This is a genomic window from Hahella sp. CR1, assembly GCF_029813005.1.
Classification (GTDB): Bacteria; Pseudomonadota; Gammaproteobacteria; order Pseudomonadales; family Oleiphilaceae; genus Hahella.
In genome coordinates this window covers 469,362-496,227 of sequence record NZ_JAPELK010000002.1, presented here as the reverse complement: position 1 = coordinate 496,227, position 26,866 = coordinate 469,362, and the positions used below count along the sequence as shown (strand labels likewise).

Sequence of the window (26,866 nt, the reverse complement as noted above, 5' to 3'; positions counted from 1 at the left end):
AGCGTTCGCTCAGGACCATCATTTGAGCAGAGGACATGCCCCGATTGACAAAGGTCTCGATAAGTTATTTTAACGTTGTTTCCTGGGCTCTAACCCAGGAATAGCCGGGTGTGCTTCGTTCTCATCTCGCCGGGGCGTACGTAATTTACGCAGGGGAGCGTAGGTAAAATACAGTAACGGTGGCGCCTGTAGCGTTAGGGTAAAATGCTGCGCTTAATGGAGCGTAGACCGCCAGGTCTTTGTATTGATTGTATTTTTATGTTGAGGATGTTTATGTCTAGATCCACAAGCGTGGTTTTCGCCGTGGTTATGTCTTTAAGTTCAGCTTGTGCGAACGCATACGAGCACCAATTAGGCGCTTCTCTGGGTTTTGGCGATACCCGTGGTGACAACTCTGATGTCGGCTTTCACGTACAGCTGAACTATAGCTATTATTTCCATCCGTCTCTGGCGGTGGAAGCCACTTGGTTCGCCCAGCAAAATATCACTTCCGGCTTTACTTCTTATATTGGCAGCCTTGGTGAGTATACCGAATCTACCGAATATGATGGCTTTGCTCTGAGTATCAAAGGCGAGACGGCGCTTTCAGAGAGATTTAATGCATTTGCCAAAGTCGGCGGCGCTTACACTGATTATGGCGTGAGTATCGACTATAAGGATCGCGATAAGCAGGATGAAGACAAGACATACACTGGCGTGCGTCCGTATGGTGGTTTGGGTCTCAACTGGAAGAGAAAAGAAGGTGGTTTCGGGGTGACGATTCTGGAATATCAATATATAGGCTTGCCTAAAGGCTCGCATTCTAACGTCTTTCTTACCGGCATTACGTACACCTTCTAGCACTTTCCTTTTCCGTAGTCGCTTTAACTCATGCCCCAATGAGCGAGTCCGTCGACTTGCGTCTGCGGGGAGCCGACTGCGTCCTGTTAAAGGTAGAGTCTGGCGGCCGTTTAGAGCAGTATGCTGAGCGTGCAAATACGCTCATGCCTTAACGGCCGCGATTTATTTTTAATGTAAGTCATACCGGATACAAACCGGCATTGTGTGACGGTGGGCGACTGATTTATCCCGGAATTTCGTAGGGCGCGCGCCCTGTGGGCGAAAAGCGCTAAAAAGAAAGGGATCGAACAGAAGTGCTGTTAACCGCTTAGCGACGGAATGTCGCCTGGCTTTCGGCGTCGTGGTTGCTCTCGTCTTTCGATTTCAGACAGAACTCGCCGCCGCCTTCGAATCTGATTTTGATTCTGGCGTTTTCACAACAGATATCTTTGATAGTCTTGGATTTGATGTTGAAAAGCGACGCATAGTCGACTTCTCTTTCTCCATCGCCTGGCTTATCGTCAAAATCTTCCCACTCTTCCCAAAAACCTTTGCCTTCATCCAGGAAAAAGCGGAACCAAAGCTTGTGGTCTGTTTTCAGGTTGAGTAGAACCGGCGTATCGTCGGCGCTGTTGGCTTCCAATAAAGCCTTAAATTCTCGTACTTTATAACCATTCAGTTTTTTTACGCGGAAGTGGGTGTCTTGGAATTCTCTTGCCATATAGGTGTGGTGTCCACGGTGGGTTAATGAGAGGGAGGGGGGTACTGTACCCCTCATCGCAGGCCAGAGTCCAGTTATAACCGCCTCCGCGCTGAGATTACCCACCGTAAACACTCTTATATGGCGGAGGCGTCAGCCCTATAAACCATTGATCGGTTAAGCGAAAACCGCAAGGTTCTTACAGGGTGTATAAAAATGCCGTCAAATCCTGTTTTTCCTGCTTGTTCAATTTAACGCCGAGCACCAGGTTGAAAAACTCTACTGTGTCTTCCAATGTCAGCAGGCGGCCGTCGTGCAGGTAGGTTGGCGAATCTTTTATGCCCCGAAGCGGAAAGGTCTTGATGGGGCCATCAGCGCCAGCGAGCATGCCATTGATCATCTCTTCGTTGTAAAAGCGCTCTACTTTAAGATTGTGCATCAGATTGTCGGTGTAGTAAGGCGGAACATGGCATGCCGCGCACTGGCCTTTACCGAAGAAAATTTCCTGTCCTCGCAGTTCGGACTCCGTGGCCTTGTCAGGATTGAGCTTGCCGAACAGGTCCAGTTTGGGCGCAGGAGGAAAATCCAGTAACGCCTGAAACTCGCCCATGAAATGAACCTGGCTGCCTCGTTCCAGAATATTGACGCCTTTCTTGGTGGCGATGACCGGATCGCCATCAAAATAGGCGGCGCGTTGTTCGAACTCGGTAAAATCCTCAACCGTCTTCAGCGCGCGTTGCGATCCAAACAGGCGTTGTACATTGACGCCGCGCAGGCTGGGCGTGTTGATGCGGTGGCGACGCTCCTGCGGGCGTATATCTCCGACCAAGTGAGTGGCGTCGTTGGTATGCCCGTTGGTATGGCAGTCAAAACAGGCGACGCCCATGCTGGGTTGAGCGGAACGTCGATCCGTTGTGGCGTTGAACTGTTGTTGCGGAAAAGGCGTGACTAATAAGCGCAACCCTTCCAGCTGTTTGGGATTGAGAACGCCGGAAAACATTTCATAGTAGTTCTGCAGGGTCACCTCTTCGCCATGAGAGACATCGCCAAGGTCCGGGCGGGTGGTGAGATAAATGGGCGCAGGAAACTCCGGTAGAAAATGAGTCGGCATGACAAAATCCAGATCGAAACGCGCCAGGTCCCGGCCTTCCTGCTTTTTAATTTCATCAATATGAAACTGCGGAAACAGCATGCCACCTTCACTGTGATTCGGATGCGGCAGCGGTAGGAATCCTTTTGGAAACACGCCTTTCTGTTTGATCTGCGCCGGCGTCATCGTGGTGAGCTGCTCCCAGGTCACGCCATTGGCCAGCTTCACCCGCACGCCCGTTTGCACTGGCTTGCCTCTGGACATGGTTATCTCTGATGACGGTTTGTCCGCCAGATCGTAGCGTTCTTCCAGCAATGTTTTATGACGTGCGACGACTTCATCCTTGGCGCCTTCCATGCGTTGTTTGACGCTGTCGAAGGACTCTGAGTCCACGACTGGCGCATATGAGTTTCCTACCGCGGCGTTTAACGGTGAGGCCAAAGCTAAGGTTAAAAGGCTCGCGGCAAATGCGCATCCATTGTGTTTTTTCATGACTTATCCCCTATCCAAACCAGTGAAAGCCAGTCTACACATTGCCCCCAAATCGCGTGATTGATTGTCTAAATTACCGTATTGCTCGCAGGTCTCTGGACAGGCTGCGTATCTGTTCCGCCGCTGCTAACGCCTTCTGCGCAAGGCGCACAATCTCTTTGCCTTCCGGTGTGATTTCCACTAAATGCCGGTTACGTCGGAATATCTGGACCCCGAGGTAATCCTCACATTTTTTCAACTGAATACTGAGAGTGGATTGCGTGACGTGGCAGCGCTCTGCTGCGCGATGAAAGTGTAATTCCTCTGCGACCGCTACGATGTAGGCCAGTTCCTTCAGCGTCATCAGGAGCTCCTTTTTTGTTATGAGGTGTGGCGACTTCCGCGCCGCTGGTGTGACTGCGGCAGAATAAAAACAAACGGCGGCGTATCAGACACAAGATTAAAATCGTTAAAAAAGAGGCTCCAATTGATTGCGCATAGCCTGAGAATAGGTTTTTTAAATGGAACTAATCTGCGCTGGTCTAATATCGGGTGGAGTGACACGGCTCAGATAGCCATGTCGCTATGCATTCATATTTTTGATGGCTTAGTAGGCGGGTAAGGCGGAGGGCTGTGACAGTAAGTGATCAAGCTTCTCTCCGGCTGCATGAAGCAATCACGTAGCCAGAGAGAACGGGAGAGAAGAATAGGGGAACTCAACCGCCCTGTGCGGCGGAGAAATTGATGTGCTCTTGCTTGAGTGCGGTGATGAAATCCTGGGTACGCTTTTTAATTGAGGCGTAGTCCAGATGATACTGCGTGTCATAGAAGGCAGTGGTGGGATACAGGCCCAACTGCGGCTCGCCAATCATCTGTACGCCCAAGTTGGCGTAAAACTCTTTAATCTGCTGAAAGCCGGATGTCTTGCGATACTCGGGAAAATCAATGGTGTTTGGCCAAGTAGCGTAAACCTTGATGTTGTTGGCCTTGGCGTATTCAACAAACGCTTTGATAGCCTGAGCCCCCCGGGATTCCGTATCTATGCCGATGTTCACTGGCTGATACAGGGACAACCGGCGCTTCACTTTGTCTGAAACGGCGGGGAAACTTTCCGGCAGTCTGTCGCCATGCTCGTTGGAGTCGAAGGTATTAAGCGATTTGTTCTCTTTAGAGGCAAAGCGCCAAACATCAACAATCCGGGTGAGGTCTGTGGCCATCAGTCCTTCGACAATCTCCGGCAGCGGCTTCTGTTTGAACCAGGTCGCTGCGCAACCCAAGCCGTAGTTCAGCTCAATAGGATTCCAGCTATCGTGCTTATACTGGGGATACTCAAACGCCAGTAATGCGGTGTCTCCGGGCTTCAGCGCGCGCTTGGCTTCACTCAGCGTGAGGTCTGGACCCATGGAGGCTTGCAGGCCGAAGTTCAGCGCATTGAGATTGAGTTCGTCGCTTAGCATTTGCGCGGAAAATCCGGCGCGTACGCCGGAGCCTCCGATAAGCAACAGATTGGGTCCTTGCATGCGCTCAGCCAGGTCTATGCGGGCGTTCACTTGATCGCACAGTGTCTGCGACGATGCGGTCGGACGGCCGATAGTGCTGGCTGTAATCGCGGTGTTTATCGCCATCAGGGCGGCCGCGGTCGCCAGCGCGCCGATAATAAACTTAAGCGGATTGCCGCGCTCCTGTTGCGAATCAGTTTGTACGTGCGAGCCTGGTGTCTCGTTACTCATCTTGGTCATGATTTACGTCGTTTCCGTGTTACGAGTCCTGATGCTTTAAAACTGGAAGTAAAGGAATTCTGTTTCCGCTGCCGCGTTGATGGCGCGCAGGGAAATATACAGCAGCACGCCTACCGCGATGGAACTCCACGCCCGCATACTGACCAGCGATGGCAGGTAGCGGCGCGGCGCCGGCAAGGATCTTTCGATCTCGTCGAAATCCGCTGTGGGACGCTCCGAGCGCAGCAGCTCCAAAGTGCTGGGTGCAAAGAACGCGATGACGGCGGCGCCAAACGTCCAGATCAGTCCCATGTAGAAATCCGTGCGGTAGTTTTCGGCGAACAGGAAAACGGAGTTCTGCAGTCCCAATGCTTCAACCAGCGGGCGGAATTCTTCCGGCGCGGAGAGGCCGTGGAAACCGAACATGGCGTTATAGAACGCCATGGCGGCGTCAAAGCTTTCTGCGCGAAACACCACCCAGGCGATAACCACGGCGAAGAACGTGATTGGCAGAGACAGGTTGCTGATCAGGCCTTTCAGCGGCTTCAGCATCGGTTTGTCAGCAATGGCGCGCCAGCCGTGGTTGATCATCAGGTAGGAGCCATGCAGGCCGCCCCAGATGACGAAAGTCCAGGAGGCGCCATGCCAGAGTCCGCCCACCAGCATGACAATCATCAGGTTGATGTAGCGGCGCCAGCGCGATACGCGTCCTCCGCCCAGCGGGAAATAGAGATAGTCTCGTAGAAACCTTGATAAGGTCATATGCCAGCGACGCCAGAAATCGATAATGGAGCGCGACTTATATGGGGAATTGAAGTTGGCGGGCAGTTTCACCCCGAACAGCATCGCCAGGCCGATCGCCATTTCTGAGTAGCCGCAGAAATCGAAGTAGATCTGGAATGTGTAGGCGAGGGCGGCGGCCCATGCGATGAAGAAGTGAATATCTCCCCCCTCGGTGGCCCGGGCGAAGAATGGCGTCGCGAATGCGCCCAAGGGGTCGGCGATCATGGTTTTCTTCGCCAGACCAATAGCGAATATCGCCAGACCGACGGCGGCGAGGCGCATTAACTTGTCATTGGACGGCGGCGCTTCGAACTGGTTCATCATTTCCTTGTGATGAACAATGGGGCCGGCGATCAACTGCGGAAAGAAACTCACAAACAGGCCATAGCGGGCGGGGTCGGTGGCTTCATCGCTGTCGCTGCGTGCAACGTCAACCAGAAAGGCGATCTGCTGGAAGGTATAGAAGGAAATACCAATGGGCAGCGCCAGTTTCGGCCAGTCCAGCTCAATGCCGAACAGGGCTTCGATATTGCCTTCGATGAATCCGAGGTATTTGAAAACGGCCAGCAACCCCAGGTTAAAGCACAGGCCGACCACTAGGTCGCTGCGTTGCTTGCGGGTGCGTATGCGTTCGGCGATCCACAAATTGACCGCCAGCGAGCCGATCAGCAACGGCAGATAACGCCACTCCCACCAGCCATAGAAGCCGAGGGAGAGAATAAACAGAACTATAAACGCCGGGCGTTTCCCCAGCGCTCTACGCGCCAGATAAAACAGCAACAACGACAGGGGCAGGAATACAAATAAAAATTCGTTTGAATTAAATAGCATACTTAAATAACGTCCCTGCATTATTTAATTGGGCGCAGGCAGAAACAATAGCAAATTCAATCCATAAGAAGCCGCCGTCAAAACAAGGTTTGATGGTTGCGGAAGTTGGATTAAATCCTGGTGTTGTTCTGATTGAGCAGAGCGCCGCCTGTTGCTCCGCGCCTTATGAAATTAATAACAAAGTGTCCGCTTTTCCTCTTGTGCGGCGGCGTGAGGAATGCGTCACGGGCGTTAGTTTACGAGCAGATTGCTGCAATAAAAAGACCATTAGAGACAAAAGTCCTCTCACTTATCAAAGAGTGAGAAGACTTTCATAATTAAGCGTGCAATCAGGGCGCATTTTATATATTTAACGCCCTGTTTTGGTTCGCAAAATTTGTATATTAAAAGTTGTTAACTTGTCATGTTAATCCGCATATACAGAGACAGGAATTGAATAGCCGTCATCAAACTTGATAATGATGGCGCCGGCTCTGGAATCGGAGCCCCCCATCTTTTGTGAATCAATGCTGATTTCCAGCTCTTTGGTTCCATCCCCGGATATCGTTCCATTCGACGGCGATACTTTTATCCAGTCCGCGTGCTGATTGATCAATACTTTGAAGTCAGTGTCTGAACCGCTGTTGCTGAGCTTGATGGTTTGGGCTCCGGGAGACTGGGCGTCCAGATCCACGCGATAGGCATCCGACGTGATTTTGATTGGGCGCACCGGGATCATTTTCGCCACGCCGTACTCGAAGGCGCCGATATCCGGGGCGGTCCCGACCACTTCGTTGGAGTAGTTGGCGATATATGTTCCTTTGTCGATGGCTGCGCTTTCTTCCAACAAATTGAACTTGCCTGCAGGCGCGTCACGGAAGTGCGGCGTTTCATTGGTTACGCCGTTCTCCTCCGCGCCGCCGTAGGCTTGTACTACGGCCGTCGCCGCCTGCGTGCTGTAAAGCAGGTCGAAATCGAAGTCGGAACCGGGCTCCTGGGCAATATCGCGAATGCTGTACTGACGCTCTGACCACCCGGCGCTGCTGACCAGCAGATTGTTGCGAGTGACGGCGTTGAAGGCGCGATCGCCGGAGTAACCGGTGCCGTGCAGGCTATTGGCCTTGGCGTAGACGGTATTGTGGAACAGGTAGGTTGTGCCTTCCGGTTTGACCGTCAACCCGCCCGCTTTGAAGGCGGTCCAGGCCATGCCGCGTTCGTCCCCCAGGTCGTGGATCAGGTTGCCGGCGATAAAGCTGGGGCCGCGCATGTTGGGAGCGATACTGACACCGTTGTAACCAGCTTCTAAACGATTGCCGTAAAAGCGCACATTGTGCTGCCCGCCATCCAGCTCAACCAGGTCGTCGTTACTGAAAGCGAAATAGTTGCCGTAAATATCGCTGTCGCGAATAAACCCACCGTCCCGGGAGCCGTTGGAGCGGCTTTCCACTACATCATTGAAACGATGCTTGTCGCCGCCGACGAAGTCGTTGTAACGCAACACAACTTGTCCGCGGTAAGCCGGTTCGGAATGCTTAGTGGAGATCAGGTAGGCATTGGGACCGGATGGATGTCCGAACTCCCAGGTGTTGGCGCCGGTTCTTGGGTCATGCACATAGCTGCGCTCGACGACGACAACGCCAGTTGATTCCAGCCAGAACGCGGAATCATAATTGATGGGGTCATCATCGCTGGGTTTCTCATAAGAGATACCGTCGTTAACCGCCCCGGAAGTGCGGCCCCAGCCAGCGACGTCGAGATTGCGGAAGCGCAGGTGATGAGCTTTCAGGCTGTGGATGGCATGCAGTCTACCGCCTTTGACTTTCAGGTTTTCAAACATCACGTAGCTGGCGCCGCCGATTTTAATGGCGGTGTAATTGTCGTAACCGCCATCAATCACGGTTTTTCCGTCGCCGACAATTTTGGCCCATCCATCCGCTGTCCCAGAGATATTTAGCGCTTCCAGATCCAGCATGCCCCCATCGTAGATGTCCGCAATGGAATACACCTTCTCCGGATTGATGGGCGGGTCCGTTGGCCAGGTTTTAAACTCCGCCTGGAAGGATTGAATAACCGAGCCGTTTTCCAGCAAAGATACCTTTACCTCATACTCGGTATTTTCCTCCAGGCCGATAATGCCGCCGGCAAGCGCGTCATCGGTAGGGTCCGCAACAAGAGAATAGGCGTCATGCCAGTTCCCGTTTCCTTTCTTGCGGTAGTACACCTTGTTATTCATTTGTTGTAGATCGGTGCTGCCGTCCAGAACCAGACTGACGGATTCCAGCAAAGGGGTTGCGGTAATAGTCGCATCCAGTCCGGCGGAGGGCGGCTCAAGGTCGTCGATGACGACAGGAGGGACGGTTTCCTTGTCCGTCGATTCATCCTGGAGTGGTGGCGATGCGCAGCTTGTACAAATGGCTGCGATGTAAAACAGTTTCAACAACATACTTATACCGCGAAAACGATGTGAATTTATCGTCTGACGGAAGGAGCTGTTTACTCGATGTCTCATGATCAAATATCCCTTTATGCCGAAGCTGGCGGTCGGAAAGACGGCCGGCTCCCTGGTGAATGTATAAAGCCGGGGTTGAGCCCGGCTTTCATTGGCGGAACGATCAAACAGGAACCGGCTGGTTCCCGACTTACCTGCAAAAACAGAACCTTCAGTCAATATAGGACGCCAAAACCTGATTTTCCACGAGACAACATTAACAAGGAGCTTAATGCGCGACCTATCACGCCAGCCATGTGGCGGGTGTCAACCGACAGGTGCGACGAGTACAACGAAAAAATCTCCGGCGCGGTATCATGTATGGCGTTTTTATTGCTTCGGTAATTACTATAAGCCATTGATAAAAATGCTTAAATTTCCCGCTTGGCATAGTCCTGGCCAGTAAGCCTAGGGTATAAGGCTTGTTGAAACTTAAATTTATGTAAGAGAATCTATGCGCATTTTGCTTAAGAGCCCCAAGCCCGCCGCGCCAATGCTGGATTTTCTAATGTTTCACTTGTTAATAGACACCATGTCGTCACTTTTTTACGCGAAATGAAACATTAGAAAATTATCGTTAATGCACTTAAAGTGTGCCCCATTCGACAAAACTGCATTCCGGTAAAGCATGAATTACGGAAACGAGAGAGCTGCATGAGTAAGGAAATATCCGCCGCTGATATCAGCGTTATTATTCCCATCTACAACAGAGCCGATAAGCTGAGAGAAGCTCTTAACTGCATTTACAAGCAAACCGTCCTGCCCGGAGAAATTGTGGTGGTGGATGATGGTTCGAAAGATGACCCGGAAGCGGTCGTAAAAGAATTCAATGATCCGCGCATCAAGTTCAAGCGTCAGGAGAACGGCGGTCCCGGCGCAGCGAGAAATACCGCGATGGCGATGGCGACCGGCCGTATTCTGGCGTTTCTGGACTCCGACGACGATTGGCTGCCGGCCAAGCTGGAGATGCAGATCGCCAAGTGGAATGAATTGGTGCGGGAAGGCAAAGATTGCGTGATGCTGGATACCTTTACGTCATCGTCATGTAACGGTGTAGTGAAGTGGCATAGAAAGCTCGTGAAGACGGGCCCCAGCTTTGAGGGCCTGATTCTGGAGAACACCATTAACGGCACCTCCAGTGTGATTTGTGAAAAAGACCCTGTGCTGCAGGTCGGTGGATTTCCCGAGACTTATCGTTTTGCGGAAGACCGGTTTGTCTGGCTGGCGCTGGCGCGTGCGGGCGGCTGTTATACCGTCCCGGAAATTCTGGTGATCAAAAACCATGAAGGCGACAATCTCACTGACGACATGGAGAAAAATCTGCAGCACAAGCTGGAGTTTATTCGTCATGTGGAGCGTGAATTCCAGCTGCCCAAGAAAGAAGTCGCCAAGATGAAACTATGGATGTTCGCTGACTTTTTAATGGCCTATCGCCGTCGCGGCAACTATGTGAAGTCGGCGGAAATGGGCGGCAAGATGTGGGCATGTGGAGATCTGCACCTTCTAGCTTCGCACCCTAAGGCACTGGCGGCCATGGCTCTGGTGATGGGGCGTCAGAAACTGCTGGCGATCACAGGCAAAAGTTAAGCGCCGACTCGCTACTCAGGACGACTCAAGACCCAAATAAAAAGCCGTTCCGGATTGTCCCGGAACGGCTTTTTTGTATCCCTTGAGCGTGATCGTTAAGACTTCATCAGGAAGGCTTTCAGATCGGAGACCCAGGTTTTGTGCAACAGTGTATACATGGTCAGATAGGTCATCATGCCGATGGCGATAATGGTGGCTGACAATAACGCTGGATGCAGTGTGGAGTAATAGGTGACGAAAGCGTAGACGGCGCCGACCATACAGGTGGCGGCGACGATGCTTTTGTACACTGTCCGCAGCCATTCGCTGGGCTCGATATGCAGCGCCTTCTTCAATCCAATTACTTTTGCCGGCGAGGCGATCAGTGTATGCACGATAAAGGCGCAAGCTCCTGCGAGGGCGCCCATTTCCGCACCCATAACCGCCGTAAAGACCAGGGCGGAACCGGCGGCGATCAACTCAGACGGTAGCGTCAGTTTGTTCTTGGCGACCGCCGTCAGTGCTGTGGGAACATAGATCAAGGTGTTGCCCACCGCCGCCACCAGCGCCAGAATCTGAATCAGCGGCGCAGCCGGACGCCACTCTTCACCGAACAATGTGGGAATCAAGTACGGCGCCACCAGGGCCAGTCCTACGAACATCGGCAATACGATGAAGCAGGTGGTGAGAGTGGTGAAGCAGAACATTTTCTGCAAATTGGGCAGATCATGCTGATTTCTGGAGAACGCCGGGAGGGCGTAGCTGAGCAAGCCGCCATAAATAGCGCTGCGAGGCATGTCTATCATTCTGCGGGCGAGACCGTATACGCCTACCGCCGCAGAACCGGCGGTGAGGCCCAAAATAATCGCGATGCCGCGGTTCATGGCGTCCCAGCTGGCGCCTCGCAACGCCAGCGGCCAGCCGACGGACAACAGCTCTCCAAACACGGACATGCGGAACTGGGAGCCAATATGCAGCTCACTTGTACGCATCATGATCACCAGACTTACGAGGGCCATAATGACGCTCTGGACGATAATGGCGAAGCTGCCGTATCCGGTCCAGGCAAGAGTCAGGCCCACTGCGGCGCCAATGAGCTTTCCGCCCATGGTGCGTTTCGCCAGAGACTTGAACTTGCCCTTGCGGCGCAGATCCGCGACATAGATATGGCCGGTGGTTAGCAGGGGAATGTGCAGCACGGAGATGAACATCAGCCATTGGAAGCGTACGTCGTCGCTGGCGAACAGACTCCCGATCATGACGGCCGTGGCGGTGACCAGACTCACTACTAATCCGCCCCAGAAGGCGGAGTCAAAGTGAGCGGCCTGAACATCGTTTTGCCGCACCAACGGGTCTTCCAGAAAAGCCACATAAATAACGCCGATGCCTTGTCCGATGGAAAGGGCGAACAGCGCCAGACCCAGCTCGCCGGGTCCCAGCAGCTTGGCGTAGATGAAGAAAGTGAAAACGGAAATGAGTACGATGCTGAATTTTTCAACGAAAACCCACATCAACTTCCATGCCCGATGGTTTAACACACTATTGACTCCGTATTACAAACTGACGAAAACGCCATTACACCAGCCAACAACGCACGTAGCGGTCGATTTTGTTGTAACAGTTATCCGATAAAAGCACCGGTCTGCCTAACAGCAGAGCCAGTATTGCGCCATGCAGACGATCCGTATCGACCTGTCCATAACTCTGGTAAAAATTCACGGCCTTATTGATCAAGGCGTCGCTGAAGCGCACCCACAGCGGCGACGTGAACAGATTGACGTCGTGTTTACGCTCCAGTCCTGAAACGCGATTGAACAGACGAAACTTCTTCATATCCATAGAGGTGTACAAGGAGTTCCAGTCGAAAGCGTCCGCCGCGGCTGCGCTGGATACGGACTCGCAGTCCTTACGGCGGAACATCAGCGTGCGTTCCGGCATTTGCTGCGGCCAGGTCCACTCGTCGATCAGCATGGTGGCCAGATCCGGAGCCATGAACAGCTGCTCCGGCGCCAGTGCCTGCGCCATGAAGTTAAAGGACTCCTGATCGCGCACATACATTTTGAGGTTCTTATGCTCGCGATACAGCGCGCAGTTTTGCAGGAACTTCTCAGGCTCATTGAAGTGCACGGACTGCGGCATGATGAGGATAGGGTTGTTGGGAAACTGTTTAATTACTTTTTCCCGCAACGCCTGGTGAATACTGTAAATGTCGCCAAAGTTGCCGCCGCCATGTAACAACAGCACTCGATCCTCTGGAATGCGCGTGCGGAAAAAGCGGTCGGCGTTGCTGGTGGAGAAGCTCATTTCCACCTGCGCGCCCAGTTCCTCCAGCAGCGTCAGCGTACCTTTGTAAATCAATAGGTCGCCCAGATTCAGGTGCAACGGATAATCCAGATAGACAACTTTCTTGCCGCGCAGCTCCGAGCCGAAGGTTTCAAGTAACTGCGCTTTCAGTTCGCGCCAGCGCGCCCGGTTAGGTTGCAGTGAATTGATTCCGGTTGGCTCCATCATTTGTCCCATTATTTGCTCTCCGCTGCTTGCTGGCCCGGCGCCACGCCGGCCTTCTTGAACCGATGTCGAATACGACGCCATCTGGATACGCCCTGGTTCTGGGAACAGGAGGCGATATAGGCTTTGGACGCGGGCGTTGACGCGACGCCGGGAAGTTTCCAGGAGGCAATGGCCTGCGGCAGCATGCCTAACCCCTGCATGAAGCCGACGGTGGAGTCGAGGATCAGTCCGGCGCGTAAGCCTTTGTATAACGTAAGCAGTGTGCCCAGGCACAAAGAGGCGAAAGGCGTTCTGAATTTAACGTCCATATAGAAACGGTTGCGCACATGGAAACGCCAGCGGGGTCCGTTCCAGTTGACCCGACGCTCCGCGGCGACCTTGTGACCGATCACCACTTCTGGCGAATAGCGGATTTTGTAGCCGCAGTTGATCAGCTTACGCGACAACTCCGCTTCTTCCTGCAGGAAAAACAGCGAGTCGTCGTAGCCGTTTACCTGATCGAACACGCTACGACGAATCATGTGTCCCGCGCCAACGAAATGCGTGGTATAGAATGGTTTGTCGCCCCATTCGTGGGCGTTTTGGGTATAGCTCCAGCTGCTCAGGTCCTCGCAGCGGGTGCCAAAACGCAGAATGCGAAAGCCAATGGCGGCGAGATCTTTTTGTCGCTCCATGATTTCAACCGCATTGGCGATTTGGTGTTCGTCGGTGAACTCCGCGTCGTTGTCCAATGCGACGATATAGTCGCCGTTGCCCTGAAAGGCGGCCTGATTGCGTCCGCCTGGAACACCCAGATTGTTAACGTTGCAAACGAGGTCCACGTTCGGATATTGGCGGCAGAATGCGCGCAATTGATTCAGGCTCTCTGTTTTTGAGCCCTGATCCACAACGATTACGCGTAGCTCCACGCCGGTTTGCGTCAGTGCGCTGGCGATCGCGGCTTTGGTGTCTTCCAGCCGGTCCCAGGATAGTATGGTTATGTCCACTGTCGTCATAAGTCGCCCAGCTCCATGGTGTGAGGTTGTCTAAAATGTTCAAGCGGAACCGCCTTTTTGCAGGCATTCCGTATACCAGGTTTCTCTACGCTGATTTGCTTTTGTTGGCTTCGATGCGTCATGTTTACGCTCAACTCAGCTGCGCCGAACGTCGCGCGCGTTTCGTCGTTAGGCTCTGCAATGCAGTGATTCCAATACGCGCAGTCATTTTCCAGTTGCGTTTACTGGTCAGCCCGGGCAGGCCGCTGTAAAAGGCCGAAGCGGCTTCCTTCCAGCGCTGCTCCCGCAATCTGTTGCGGCACAGAGATAAGTAGTAGTTGGCGTATCTTTCTTTCAGGGGCTCCATTGGCACCCCTAACTTTCTGGCGGTGGCCAGATGTTTAAACAACACGTTGATGGTGTCGGTATAGAATCGGTCGGATTTAACGCTGGTGATGTTGTCGCCGTGATGCACGTAGGTATAGGCGATGCCTTTGGAGCAGCCAACCCGGCCTTGCTCAGAGATGGTCATCCACAGGTCGTTGTCTTCTGCGAACACCAGTTCGCTATCGAAGCCGCCGACTCGTTCCAGTAGCGATCTGCGCACCAGCACCGCTTGCGTGGCGGCGAAGCCCAGGCCGTACAGAGCTTGCAGGAAGGGGCGCTGACGATAAGTCCAGCCGTCTGGAAAGGTTTGCTCGACAGCTCCCGCGAGACGCTGGTTAACGCTATAGGCTTTGAAGAACGACGAATGTTTCACAACCTCGTTCTCCATGACCTCGTAGTCGCTGATCACCAGATCCAGACTGACGCCCTGGGCTGCGCACTGTTCCAGCAGTGCGATCTGACGCTCCAACTTGGTGGGCGTCCAGCGATCATCGGAGTCGAGAAACGCCACCCATTGCCCCCGCGCCAGTTTCAGGCCGCTGTTGCGAGCAAGGGAAGGGCGCCCGGAGTTTTCCTGCAGGTGGTAACGCACGCGCGTATCCTTCGAAAAGCCGTTGACGACTTCCGCTGAGCGGTCCGTAGAGCCATCGTCGACCACAATTAACTCAAAGTCGGCGAAGGTTTGCGTCAGCACGCTCTCTATCGCCTGAGCAACCGTTTTTTCCCGGTTGTAGACGGGCATGATGACGGAGACCAGTGGCGCTTCTGCGGTCATGTCGGAGTTTGCTGTTGTCACGATAGTATTCCTGATTGCTGCCGTCGGCTCTTAAAACGTGTAGCCAAAATACTCGATCTCGTCCTTGTATATCCGACTTACCAGCTGCCTGGTTTCCTCGTCGTAATACTGCCGATAATCTTCGCCGTCGCCCTTGATTTTATGGGGCAGTTCAATGTGTTGAACGCCCATGCGCTGGCAGGCTTCTTTGAAATCCGCCTCCAGGTTTTCAAAGCGGCCGACGTAGTCGAGGGAGATGTCGCCGTTGTCATCCTTGAGCCAATAGGTTTGCGGACGCAGCATGCCTTTGCCGGCGAAAGCGTGCATGAAGTCTTTGAAAGACATGTCGCCTTCGATGCCAAAAGTGCGTTTGTGGGCTTCGTCGCGAATCACGTTTTTGTACATGGAGTACGCACGCGCCCAAGGATTTCGAACGAACGAAAACTTGAAGTAGTTTTTGTACTGCTCGTCGGAAACGGTGATTTTGTTTTTCGGGTTCATGTCGCTGCGGCGCTGATGTCTTACGCTGCGCGCCATATCCAGCAGGCGCGCTTTGGATGTCAACGTGCGCAGGTTAAGTCGCGGTTTCGCCATCAGCCTGATTGATCTGTGATCCTGGCCATTGCGTCCCTGGTATCCGTCAAGATGTCCCAAAGCGCTTTCAATGCTGGTGCCGGCGCATTTGGGGATATGGATAAAAATGCATTTGAATTCATGTGAGACCATGACTAACTCCATTCTGGCGTCAAATCAAAAACGCGACTGCGCAAGCCTGCGCAGCTATGGATGACGCGACTCATGCGCGCGCCTCCGCTGGGTCCGGCTGCACTTCGTACAGCGGAGTGGGCGAGAGTTCTCGCGAAAGCCCGTACTTGCCCGCCACGATGACAATGATCGAGAACATGAACATGTCGAAGCTCACGTGGTTCGGGATGATGAAACCGATATAGTTGACCGCCGCCTGAATCAGCAGCATGCTCGCCATTAATGCGAATACGGATGACTCAGGATGGAAGGTAAAGGCGCGGGCGATGCGCCAGAAAGACATCATGAAGGTAGCGATCAAAATGATTAGTCCGACGTAACCGCCGTTGAGGCGCGTCTCGACGTAACCGCTGTGGGCGTTGCCGATGAAGCCCCAGACTTTGACGAACGATTCGACATAGACGCTGGCCCAGAATGCGCCGTAGCCGTAGCCAAAGGTGGGGCGGTCATCCAGACTTGGTCCCAATAGCTCCCAGATGATGGTGCGGTTGGTCAGCGACGGGTCGCGTCCCAGGGACAGCAGAATCAGTTCATAGAAATAGTTTGCCAGTACGGCGCCGATCAACAGACCCACCGTCACCACGATGAGGCGATTGAAAGTCTTTTGAGAATTGCCGATCACCCGGCTGCCGTTGAAGATAGTGGTCAGGCCCATGCCGCCAAACACCATGGCCAGCGCGGTGGCGGAATTACTCAGAATAATCGCCACCACCAGGCCGCCGATGAGGACTCTATCCTGCCGGCTTTCATACATGCGCAAGCCATAGAACGTCATGAGCGCATACACGTAACAGCGGGCGCCTGCGTTTTTGTCGCCGAAAATGCCCAGCAGCGCGCCTTCCCGCAGACCGCCCTGAATAAAGCCGTTCTGGGGAGATATCACTGCGTATATCAACCCGGCGATGGCGGCGCACCCCAGAATTCTTGCAATGAGGCTGAGCAGGTATTCCGGCGTGTATTCTTGCAACAGCGCCAGCGCTGCGACAAAGACGATCATAAGACTGATGATACGCCGCACCGACACGCTGGGCTCGACCGACCACAGAATGGACAGCACGATATAGCCGAGCAATATCAGCCAGTAAATATGTCGCGACACAAAGGTGCCCAGGGAGCGGTCGCGCAGATGCAGCACGAAATAACCGCCTATGCCCAGTATGCTGAGCCCCACTAACTGGCGCACCATGTTGCCGCTAGCGGACTCCGCGATCATTTCCGCGCCGCCGTGGCCGCTTCTGCCGCCTCCGGACACTAATCCGGTCAGGAACGACATAAAGCCGGAGTAATAGAACATGACCAAGCCGAGAAAAAAATCTCTTAACTGATTGCGCGTAATCGTCACAAGATACGCCCGTTTTCGCAGTTAACCGATGACATCCGAATTCAACGCCCCCAGACAGTGACAGAACCGTTTAATACCGCACTGTAGGCTTGAGCGGATAGGGCGTCGCGATAGCGATCAGCCCGGTTTTTCAATTCAGCGTTGTCGCTGGGGTGCTCCATGCACTTGCGCAACGCCTGCGCCATGGCGTTGACGTCGTCAACCGGCACCAGCGGGGCCAAACGACCCTGGTCCAGAATTTCATCCGGTCCGGAGGGGCAGTTGGTCGCCAATACGGGAACGCCTGTGGCCATGGCTTCCACCAGGACGTTGGGGCTTCCTTCAAACCTCGAGGACAGCACGAACAGATCCGCCGCTTTCATTTCCGCTAAAGGATTGGCGGCGTAACCGGGTAGATCGACTTTTTCCGTCAGTTGCAGTTGGCTGACGAGCGCGCTCAACTCTTCACGTAGCTCGCCTTCGCCAAAGATGACCAGTTTCAGGTTGGCGATATCTGCGACTTGCGCAAAGGCGCGGATGAGCGTGTCGAACCCTTTTTGATGACTGAGCCTTCCCACTGCGACGACGACGCGTATGGCGGGATCTTGTAGCCACGGGTGGCTGGCGGGCTCGTCCATCATGGTAAGAACTTTGGCGGTTAAAACCGGATTGGGCGCCACGACAATGTCTTTGGGACGCAGCGACTCAGTCTCAATCAGATCACGTGCGACGCCGCCGGATACCGCGATGATCGGGTTTGGCAGGCGACGATAAATTTTGGGGGCCAGCCAGTAGGTGAATTTCATCACCGCGCCAGTGTTGACCTTCTTGTCCAGGGAGTAGGTGTTGCGCTCGCTCACCACCAGACGACGCAGCATGCCGGTCATGGCGCAGGCCAGGGCGGCGGCCACGTTCACATGGGTTAGCGCAGATAGAATTCTGTCTGGTTGCGCTTCACGCAAATAAGCCGCCAGTCTGGGTACGGAACTCAAGGTGCGCGGGGAGCCAAGCTCCACCAGCTTTACGGCTGAGGATAGCTCCGCTTTGTTTACACCGCCCTCTGTCAGCAGGACCATGGTCACCGCTGTATTCTGTTCCGCCAACGCATTGGCGAGACGCACCATCATTTTTTCGGCGCCGCCGCCCCGCAGGTCATGCAGGACGATGGCTACGCTTTGGGTTTTCATGCCATCCGCTCTCCGAACAGCTTGATGTAAGCGTCGGCGGCGTCGGCGTAACGGTATTTGCTCACTGCTTCCGCTTCAGGCGCTATGGGTGTCGTTAAGTTATCAACGATGGCTTGCGCCAATGCAGTCGGGTTCTGGTTGGGCGCCAGGCCGCCGTAACGACCATTGTCCAGCAATTCACGGGGGCCGGTTTCACAGTCGCTGGAAACCACTGGCACGCCCAGGGCGATGGCTTCCACCAATGCGGTAGGCAGGCCCTCATGGCGAGACGACATGACAAACAGTTTGGCGTGCTTGATGATCGCGTATGGATTGGGAGTGAAACCGTAGAAGATCACTTTGTCGGTCAGTCCGAGATCCGCCGCCTGTTTTTCCAGGGCTGCGCGGTCATCGCCTTCGCCCACAATAACCAACCTGGGTAATGCAGGCTGTATAGTCAGCGCTTGTTTGTAAGCGTCCAGAAGCAAATCGAAGCCTTTCTGTTCACACAATCTGCCCACTGCGCAGAGATAGTCGCCCTGTATCGGCGCGGACTCTTCCGCCAGGGTAAAGATGCGCTCATCAATAATCGGATTGGCCCGCGCTACGACCTTGTTGCGGTTATAGGGCAGGAACGCCTTGATTTGGTGCGCGAGATCTTCTGAGACAGTAACGATGCGACTGCGGGTCAGCGCGTACATGCAGTACAGCGCTTTGATGCTGCGCGGCGCCAGCTTTTGGTCTGAAACGTCAAAGGCGCAATGGCGGGTGAACAGCTTCATGACCCGCGGCAAAAACATGAGCGAGATCAGACTGATCAGGTTGGCGGTCTCTTTTGATGAGATAACCACGCCAATGCGATTATTCTTCACATGACGGCGAAATCTCAAAAATTCGCCGATAAGTTTAAGCGGGCTCTTGCGGCTTGGTTCCACCAAGGTGACGGGCCAATCCTGACGTAGTTGGCTGATGTCTTCTTCTCCAGAGAAGAAAACATAAAACTCGGGATCGTATCCCTGGGCTTTTAAGCTGGTGGCCAGATTCGCGGATACGCGTTCCACGCCGCCGCCTTTGGAGAACGTCTTCAGCAGAAACAGCACTTTCTTGCTTTCCGTATCTCTGTCGCCGCGGTAGCGGTTTTTATAGGCCAGATAAATCGTATGAGGATTGGTAATCAAGTAACGCCAGAACAGTTTGCGTGGATTGAGGACCATGCGGTGCACCCACTCCAGACCGTTGTTCTGCACCCATTCCGGCGCTCTTTTATAGTGTCCAGTTAAAAAGTTGTAGCAACCGCCGCAGCTGATCACCACCGGTACTTTCAATCTGTCTTTGTGGCGAATACAGAACTCTTGCTCTTTGGGTTTGCCCAGACCAACCCAAAGCACGTCTGCGCCGGACTGGTTGATTTCCTCCACGATGTTCAATTCGTCCGCCGCTGAAAAATAACCGTCGCGTACGCCTACGATTTCTGCGTTGGCGTAGGTGTCGCTGTAGATTTTCGCCGCCTGTTCCACAACGTCCTTGAGGCCGCCCAAAAAGAAGTGCTTGAGAGTAGGGGCGTAGTGAACCGGGATGTCGTGAATCATGTCCGTAGTGGCCGAACGTTCTGCGATAGGGCGCTCAGAGAACCAACGGGACAAGGTTACGACGCTTTGTCCATCCGCATGCACCAGATCGACATTGTTCATCAGTTCAAGGTAAGCGGGGTCGGAGCCCGCCAATGAAATCGCTTGCCCATTCGAGGAGAAAATCAAAAACGCCGACTGGTCCGGAGTGTAGTTTTGGCAGATTTCCCCCACCAGCAACGCGAGTTGTTTGCGGTCGAGACAACTGGTCCTGATTCCGCCGACGTTGGTGGTTGTGGCTTCGTTAAGCATTCTGACAGTCCCTTAAAACTTTGAGATCAATATCTGGTGTTTGAGTTAATAACAGGCCGGTGTCGCCGCCCTGAGGCGAACCGCGCCCACGTCGCCGTTACAGGCGGGCGTGGGCGTATACGACTAGCGAGCGATGCTGAGACCGCGGCCGATGCCGTAGTAATCCAGTCCGTACTTTTTCACGGTTTCAGGATCGTATAAGTTTCTACCGTCGAAAATGACCGGGCTCTGCAATGTTTGTTTGATCATTGCAAAGTCCGCCGCTCGGAAAGACTTCCATTCGGTGCAGATCACCAGCGCGTCGGCGCCCTGCAGCGCGGATTCTTTGGTGCCCACCAGAGACAGGTCGTCGCGGGCCCCGTAAATACGCTGGGTTTCTTCCATGGCTTCCGGGTCATATGCGCGGACTTTCGCGCCTGCGCGCCACAGTGCTTCCATCAGCACGCGGCTGGAGGCTTCGCGCATGTCGTCGGTGTTGGGCTTGAAAGACAGTCCCCATAACGCGATGGTTTTGCCTTCCAGCTTGTGATCAAAATAGGCGCTGACTTTTTTGAACAACGTTTCTTTCTGGCGGTAGTTGACCGACTCCACCGCCTTCAACAACTGCGCGTCGAAATCGATGCTGTCTGCGGCGCGAACCATGGCTTGCACGTCTTTAGGGAAGCAGGAGCCGCCGTAGCCGCAGCCTGGATAGATAAAGTGGTAACCGATACGTGGGTCAGATCCGATGCCTTTACGTACGTTCTCTATATCCGCACCGAGCTTTTCCGCCAGATTGGCGATTTCATTCATGAAGCTGATTTTCGTCGCCAGCATGCAGTTGGCGGCGTATTTTGTCAGTTCAGCCGAGCGTACGTCCATAACAATCATACGATCATGGTTACGGTTGAAGGGCGCATAGAGTTCGCGCAGCTTTTCGACGGACCCTGGATTCTCAGAGCCTACAACGATGCGGTCAGGCTTCATGCAGTCGGTGACCGCCGCGCCTTCCTTCAGGAACTCAGGGTTGGAGGCGACGTCGAAGTCAATGTTTTCGCCACGCTCGCTCAATTTCGCAGCGATAGCGGCGCTTACTTTGTCCGCGGTGCCGACTGGAACGGTGCTTTTGTTGATTACCAGCTTTGGCGAGGTCATGTAGCTGGCGATGGTGGCGGCGACGCCCAGAACGTATTTGAGGTCCGCGGAGCCGTCTTCATCCGGCGGCGTGCCGACAGCGATGAACTGAATTTCAGCATGCTCGACGCCCAACTTGGCGTCGGTCGTAAATTTTAGCCGGCCCGCTTCAAAGTTAGCCTCTACGATAGGCGTCAGACCAGGTTCGTAAATTGGAATGATCCCCTTCTTCAGGTTCTCAACTTTCGCCTCGTCGACATCGACGCACATTACATCGTGTCCGACATCGGCAAGCACGGCCGCCTGAACAAGGCCTACATAACCGATTCCAAATACTGTTACTTTCAATTCTCTTCTCCTTGAAGATTAATTCAGCAATTGGCTGTTTTTTTGTATTCGGCGGCGCGTAAATAATATTCGACATTCCGCTTAAATGAAGACTTACAAAAAATACGCCAGATTTATTACAGGTTTTACTTACAGCATGAAATTGTTCATTAATCGCACCCCGGAATAGTAGAGTCGGGGTTGTATCAGGTTGAGGCCGCCATAAAATTGCTTAAAGAATTTGAGATGTAAACTCTTTTTGCATCAAAATGGAGCCCCAGAGAATACATTCTGTCGCGACCGCTCCTCTTTGGGGCGGCGCGGGGCCTGTAGCCGCCGTAACCAAGCTGTAATACGCGAAGATACATTAAATTCCTTTCATGAAATGAAATTGTCTTTCCGAAACATTATTGTGTTAAAAGCTGCTTCACGGACGAATACAGACCCCTATTACAATACCAGAAGTACTGCCATGTTATTTATAGAACTTTTTGGCTAGTACAAAGGAAATATATGTGTGTGTTTCCGGCATTTTATACGTATAGGAGTACATTCTTGCTGAATTTTATAAGGTTTCATCCGTATTAAACGATATAATGCGACCCACTCACAGAAGTGGAACCTTATAAAATTTTTCATAATGAACTTAAGAGTGGACATGTTTTAATGCGCGCGGCGTTTTTTTGCCGCAGGCATGCTTCCTGCTTAGTCATCTGATGATCAAGACGAAACGAATTATCATGTTTTTCTTAAGTGCTAACAATCTCAAGTAATGCTAAAGGACTATGAAGAATGACAGTTGGCGGTAGTACCAAATCTAAACTTCTTTTTAACTTTAACAAGCATATAAAAAAATCCGTCCGCGATCGTCGCGGCGAGCTTCGTATTTTGGCTGCCTGCATCGCCGCACTGAGCGGCTCTTCGGCGTGGGCGGCTGCGGAGCCGTTTTCTTTCTCCGCCGGGCCTGTCAATGTTTACCCACAGGTGAAGGTGGAAGAAAAGTATAACGATAACATCTATCTGCAGAAGGACGACAAGAAAGAGTCCTTCGTCACTATCGTCTCCACCGGCGTGATGCTGGAGGCGCTGAAAGGCGATGATAGCTACTATCTCGGTTATAAAATGAGTTCTGGCAGTTACGCCAGCGCCCACACCGACGACTACATCGACCATTTCGTCAACGGCAAGGCGTTCTGGACCCTGAACCATCGCAACACGCTGGAGTTGCTGGGTCGTTTTGAAGCAGGGCATGAAGATCGGGGCACCGGTATTAAGCAGGGCCCTGACGTGGCGCCACTGGAAGACCTGATTGAGTATGATCGCTCCGCTGCTGCGTTGACCTATACTTTCGGCTCCAAGACCTCTGATGGCCGCCTGACGCTGAAGCTGGCTGGTGCACAGACTGAATACACCAATCAGCGGGACGAAACCCGTCTGCGTGATCGCCGCACTCTCGAAACCGGAGCTGGCTTTTTCTGGCGGGTGGGGAACAAGACCGGTCTGGTGCTGGATGTGTCGCGGACACACACGGATTACATGAATGACCCGTCTCCTGCAGATGGCGCGGGCGGCAGCAAAGACAGCGATTACTACAAGTTTTTAGCCGGGGTTTCCTGGGCCGCTACAGATATCACCAAGGCCACGTTTAAAGTCGGCCGCGCGGAAAAGCGTTTTGAAGATGAAAGTCGCGAAGACTTTTCCGGCGCCAGTTGGGAGACCATTGTCGATTGGGCGTTGAAGCCTTATTCAAAGCTGCGATTCACAGTAGAGCGTAGCGCTGAAGAGTCATATGGAAGAGGCGACTTTATTGACGAGAAGCGCGTTGGCGCATCCTGGACCCACAACTGGAACGATCGGATTACGAGCAAGGTCGCATACAACTGGACCCGCGATGTGTACGAAAATGACCCAGAGTCCCGTAAGGACGATACCTCCGAAGCGACGCTGGCGTTGGATTACGCATTCAGGGCATGGTTGAACGTCGGCGCGTCATGGAACTTTAAAGACAGAGATTCAACATTGGACAGCTATTCGCATACACGCAATCTGGCGACCATATATGTTAATGCAGGGTTTTAAAGTTAAATGCGGATAAAGTATCTTGTTCGTGTCGAAATTTATACAGGTGTGGTGTTTGGATGAATCATTACAGGAAGCATTGGGTAGCCATGGTCAGCGGTGTGTTTCTATCCGCTTTGATGCTGCTGGCTTCAATATTGATTCCGGCGCAACGGAGTTTTGCGGAAGAGGGGTTGTCTGAGTATACGCTTGGCTCAGGAGATTATGTGCGTGTTCAAGTGTATGGCGAAAGCGATTTGACGCTGGAGGCGCGGCTCAGCGATGCAGGTACGGTCTCTTATCCCTTTTTGGGCGAGATTAAGGTGCTTGGTTTGACGGTGAGTCGATTGCAGGAGCTTATCGCAAATGGTTTGAGGGACGGGTATTTGGTCGATCCCAAGGTCAGCGTCACCATATTGGAGTACAGGAAGTTTTTTATTAACGGCGAAGTAAAGAATCCGGGCGGATTTTCCTATCAGCCCGGGCTGACCGTGCGTAAGGCTGCGTCATTGGCCGGCGGTTTCACCAACCGCGCAAACAAGAACAAGATTTTTATCATTACCGAAAACGATCCGAATCAAACCCAGCGTCCCGCGGACCAGAGCACGCGCGTGCATCCAGGGGACATTATTATTGTGGAAGAGAGTTTCTTTTAAATGGATAACTTAAGATCAACGCCGCCGCGACATCTGGCGGACACGCCCGGCGACAAAGAGATCATCGATCTTCGACGTTATTGGAACGCTATTCTTGAATACAAGTGGGGCATCGTGTTTCTGGTCTTGCTGGCGGGCGGCGCCGGCTATGTGGCGCTCAAGTACATCAAGCCGATGTATCAGGCGACCACCACTGTACTGATCGAAAACAACCAGCCTAAAGTTATTAACATTCAGGATGTATATGGCCTGAACAGCAATAACCAGGAATACCTGCAAACCCAATACGAGATTCTGCGTTCCCGCAGTCTGGCCGAAGAAGTGGTGAAGCGGCTGGAGTTGGTCAATATGCCGGAGTTTGATCCATTCCGCCAAAAGGCTTTCAACTGGAAAGAGTGGGTGCCGCTGGAGCAGATTGAGTCTGTGTGGCCATTTGAACCTGAAACGCTCGACTTCCTGCGCATCAATAAGAAACCGCTGTCTGAAAAGGCCAAGTTTGAAGCCGTTGTCGGCATATTTATGTCGCGGTTAACGATTGATCCTGTGCGCAATACTCAGTTGGTGAAAGTTCGGTTTGACGCCAGAGATCCCAAGGTGGCGGCGTTGATCTCCAATGCTACGGCGACGCAGTTTATTGAAAGTCATCTGGCGGCGAAAATGGCGCTGACGGAGAAGGCGACCATGTGGCTGGGCGAGAGTTTGGAAGGGTTGCGTGAGAAGCTGCGTGAGTCGGAGAAGCGTTTGCAGGAGTTCCGTGAGGCGGAGAAACTGGTGGACGTAAGAGGGGTTAAAACCCTGAACGCGGAAGAGCTGTCCAAACTGACCGAACGTAATGTTGAAGCGCGTCGGGTGCGTATGGAAGCCGCCAACGTATATCAGCAGATGACTATTTTTGGCGAAACGCCGCCTCCTGAATATCTGTTGGAGTTGCCGGCGATTCTGGAGAACCCGTTGGTACGTTCTCTGAAGGAAAGGCAGGACGATGCTCAGCGTAAAGTGGATGAGCTGAGCAAGCGTTACGGCGAGAAGCACCCGAAAATGATTTCTGCGATGGCGGAGCTGAAGTCCATCAAATCAGAGTTGGAAACTCAGTTGCAGCGCGCTGCGCGGGGCATTGAATCCGCCTATAAGATTTCGGTGGAAAACGAGCGCTCTATCGCCAGACAGCTTGATCAGGCTAAGAACAGTTTGCAGGGCGTAAACCGGAAGGAGTTCCAGTTGCGTGAACTGGAAAGAGAGGTGGAGACCAACCGCAAGCTATACGATCTGTTCATGTCGCGCGCTAAGGAAACTCACGAGGCGACAGGCTTGCAGGCGGCGCATGCGCGCATCATCGATTCCGCCATTCCGCCTGGCTCACCTTACAAGCCCAACAAGAAAATGATCTTCCTTATGCTGATCATGGCCGGTTTTGGTTTGGGTATTGTGCGCGCTTTCATTCGTGACGCTCTGGATAACACTATTCGCAGTACTGCTGATATCGAGGAGAAGTTCCGTCTGCCGGTATTGGGGCTGCTGCCATTAGTGAAAAGTAAGAAGTCGAAAGCGGCGTTTGAGGGTTTCCTGTCCTCCATGCATAGTCACTTTGCGGAATCTATTCGCAGCTTGCGCACGAGCTTGATTCTATCCCGTGTGGATCAGCCGTATAAGGTGATTCTGGTGACGTCTACGGTTCCGGGTGAAGGTAAAACCACTGTGGCGTTGAATCTGGCGGAAGCTCTGGGGCAGACCGAAAAAGTGCTGTTGATAGATGGCGATATGCGCCGCTCTATGCTGGCCAAGTCGATTGGTTTGTCGCCAGACACGCCTGGGCTGTCTGACCTGGTGGCTGGCACTGCGGAAGTGGAGCACTGTCTGCACCGCCTCAATGGCACCAAGGCAAGTGTTTTGACAGCGGGGACGCAGCCCACTAATCCGTTGGAGATGATTTCCAGTAATCGTTTCCACTTGGTTCTTGCTGTTCTCAAGAAGCGTTATGATCGCATTATCATCGACTCTGGGCCTACTCAGGCGGTGAGTGACTCGTTGGTATTGTCTTCCTATTCAGACGCAGTGGTTTATATCATCAGGTCTGAAGATACGCCGGCGCCGCTCATTCAGAAAGGCATCAAGCGTCTGCGTGAAGTTAACGCCAACCTTGTAGGCGCGGTATTGAATCAGATTGATGTAGCGAAGCGTAAGAATCAGCATGAGTACATTCATTATTCTTCCTACAACACTTATCCGCTTAAGGAAACGAGCGTGACGGCGGCGAAAACCAAGCGTCGGGTTGAGCCAACCGGAGTGTAGTTGCTCCAGTAATCTGAATCACGCGAAGCCCGCTTATATGCGGGCTTTTTTGTGCGTGAGATTAAGCCCTATCGAACACTGTCGTTTAGCATCCTATCGTTAGCATTCATGCATGGGCTGGAGTTGCGAGGAGCTCAGCTCTTTGCTGCTCCTTCGTCATATATCAATCCATATACGCCTTATGAGACTTATATAGAGG

At 53.1% G+C, this 26,866-nt stretch carries 20 protein-coding genes; 5 read left to right on the top strand and 15 right to left on the bottom strand.

All coding sequences use genetic code 11. The features are described 5' to 3' along the window. Positions 1 to 273: 273 nt before the first annotated feature. A complete protein-coding gene (locus ONV78_RS07720) occupies positions 274 to 840 on the top strand; it encodes an outer membrane beta-barrel protein (protein ID WP_279502346.1) in 567 nt (188 codons plus the stop codon). A 307-nt stretch (positions 841 to 1,147) separates the two neighbouring features. Here the strand turns inward: ONV78_RS07720 and ONV78_RS07715 are convergent, their stop codons facing one another. From ONV78_RS07715 to ONV78_RS07690, 6 genes are all read right to left on the bottom strand, one after another. Further along, positions 1,148 to 1,540 carry a hypothetical protein gene (locus ONV78_RS07715; RefSeq protein WP_216737157.1) on the bottom strand — a complete coding sequence of 131 codons (393 nt, stop codon included), beginning with the start codon at positions 1,538 to 1,540 and terminating at the stop codon, positions 1,148 to 1,150. 178 nt (positions 1,541 to 1,718) lie between these two features. After that, positions 1,719 to 3,002: a cytochrome B6 gene (locus ONV78_RS07710; RefSeq protein ID WP_279502343.1), complete on the bottom strand. Its 1,284-nt coding sequence runs from the start codon at positions 3,000 to 3,002 to the stop codon at positions 1,719 to 1,721. A gap of 172 nt (positions 3,003 to 3,174) precedes the next feature. Then, positions 3,175 to 3,444, bottom strand: coding sequence for a LysR family transcriptional regulator (locus tag ONV78_RS07705; protein WP_127969502.1), 270 nt, complete (start codon positions 3,442 to 3,444; stop codon positions 3,175 to 3,177). 352 nt (positions 3,445 to 3,796) lie between these two features. Then, on the bottom strand, positions 3,797 to 4,819 hold the full coding sequence (locus ONV78_RS07700; RefSeq protein WP_279502342.1) for a hypothetical protein: 1,023 nt from the start codon (positions 4,817 to 4,819) through the stop codon (positions 3,797 to 3,799). Positions 4,820 to 4,855: 36 nt separating this feature from the next. After that, entirely contained in the window at positions 4,856 to 6,412 is a 1,557-nt protein-coding gene (locus ONV78_RS07695; protein WP_279502340.1) for an MBOAT family O-acyltransferase, read from the bottom strand. A 406-nt stretch (positions 6,413 to 6,818) separates the two neighbouring features. Continuing rightward, positions 6,819 to 8,834: a hypothetical protein gene (locus ONV78_RS07690; protein ID WP_279502338.1), complete on the bottom strand. Its 2,016-nt coding sequence runs from the start codon at positions 8,832 to 8,834 to the stop codon at positions 6,819 to 6,821. 699 nt (positions 8,835 to 9,533) lie between these two features. On the opposite strand from ONV78_RS07690, the gene ONV78_RS07685 reads away from it, so the two are divergent. After that, positions 9,534 to 10,466, top strand: coding sequence for a glycosyltransferase family 2 protein (locus ONV78_RS07685; RefSeq protein ID WP_216737152.1), 933 nt, complete (start codon positions 9,534 to 9,536; stop codon positions 10,464 to 10,466). A 95-nt stretch (positions 10,467 to 10,561) separates the two neighbouring features. On the opposite strand, the gene ONV78_RS07680 is transcribed toward ONV78_RS07685, so the two are convergent. The 9 genes from ONV78_RS07680 to ONV78_RS07640 all read right to left on the bottom strand — a co-directional run bounded on the left by ONV78_RS07680 (position 10,562) and on the right by ONV78_RS07640 (position 21,685). Next, a complete protein-coding gene (locus ONV78_RS07680; RefSeq protein ID WP_279502335.1) occupies positions 10,562 to 11,983 on the bottom strand; it encodes an oligosaccharide flippase family protein in 1,422 nt (473 codons plus the stop codon). A 37-nt stretch (positions 11,984 to 12,020) separates the two neighbouring features. Further along, positions 12,021 to 12,965 carry a polysaccharide pyruvyl transferase family protein gene (locus tag ONV78_RS07675; RefSeq protein ID WP_216737150.1) on the bottom strand — a complete coding sequence of 315 codons (945 nt, stop codon included), beginning with the start codon at positions 12,963 to 12,965 and terminating at the stop codon, positions 12,021 to 12,023. Next, positions 12,965 to 13,951, bottom strand: coding sequence for a glycosyltransferase family 2 protein (locus ONV78_RS07670; protein ID WP_216737149.1), 987 nt, complete (start codon positions 13,949 to 13,951; stop codon positions 12,965 to 12,967). The genes ONV78_RS07675 and ONV78_RS07670 overlap by 1 nt, the downstream gene beginning before the upstream one ends. A gap of 130 nt (positions 13,952 to 14,081) precedes the next feature. Then, on the bottom strand, positions 14,082 to 15,113 hold the full coding sequence (locus tag ONV78_RS07665) for a glycosyltransferase family A protein (RefSeq protein ID WP_279502333.1): 1,032 nt from the start codon (positions 15,111 to 15,113) through the stop codon (positions 14,082 to 14,084). A 30-nt stretch (positions 15,114 to 15,143) separates the two neighbouring features. Further along, positions 15,144 to 15,818: a sulfotransferase family protein gene (locus ONV78_RS07660; protein ID WP_279502332.1), complete on the bottom strand. Its 675-nt coding sequence runs from the start codon at positions 15,816 to 15,818 to the stop codon at positions 15,144 to 15,146. Positions 15,819 to 15,888: 70 nt separating this feature from the next. After that, entirely contained in the window at positions 15,889 to 17,199 is a 1,311-nt protein-coding gene (locus ONV78_RS07655; protein WP_216737146.1) for an O-antigen ligase family protein, read from the bottom strand. A gap of 41 nt (positions 17,200 to 17,240) precedes the next feature. Beyond that, complete coding sequence (locus tag ONV78_RS07650) at positions 17,241 to 18,365, bottom strand: glycosyltransferase (RefSeq protein ID WP_279502331.1); 1,125 nt, start codon at positions 18,363 to 18,365, stop codon at positions 17,241 to 17,243. Further along, on the bottom strand, positions 18,362 to 20,224 hold the full coding sequence (locus tag ONV78_RS07645) for a WecB/TagA/CpsF family glycosyltransferase (protein WP_279502329.1): 1,863 nt from the start codon (positions 20,222 to 20,224) through the stop codon (positions 18,362 to 18,364). Before ONV78_RS07645 ends, ONV78_RS07650 begins: the two co-directional genes overlap by 4 nt. A 123-nt stretch (positions 20,225 to 20,347) precedes the next feature. Continuing rightward, on the bottom strand, positions 20,348 to 21,685 hold the full coding sequence (locus ONV78_RS07640) for a UDP-glucose/GDP-mannose dehydrogenase family protein (protein ID WP_216737143.1): 1,338 nt from the start codon (positions 21,683 to 21,685) through the stop codon (positions 20,348 to 20,350). 867 nt (positions 21,686 to 22,552) lie between these two features. Here ONV78_RS07640 and ONV78_RS07635 point away from each other — a divergent pair. From ONV78_RS07635 to ONV78_RS07625, 3 genes are read left to right on the top strand one after another with little or no spacing between them, the layout of a single operon-like run. Continuing rightward, positions 22,553 to 23,743 carry an outer membrane beta-barrel protein gene (locus ONV78_RS07635; RefSeq protein ID WP_279502327.1) on the top strand — a complete coding sequence of 397 codons (1,191 nt, stop codon included), beginning with the start codon at positions 22,553 to 22,555 and terminating at the stop codon, positions 23,741 to 23,743. Between the two features lie 59 nt (positions 23,744 to 23,802). Next, positions 23,803 to 24,378 (top strand): polysaccharide biosynthesis/export family protein, encoded by a 576-nt coding sequence (locus ONV78_RS07630; RefSeq protein WP_216737141.1) that lies wholly within the window; start codon positions 23,803 to 23,805, stop codon positions 24,376 to 24,378. Beyond that, on the top strand, positions 24,379 to 26,667 hold the full coding sequence (locus ONV78_RS07625; protein WP_216737140.1) for a polysaccharide biosynthesis tyrosine autokinase: 2,289 nt from the start codon (positions 24,379 to 24,381) through the stop codon (positions 26,665 to 26,667). The last annotated feature ends 199 nt before the right edge of the window (positions 26,668 to 26,866 follow it).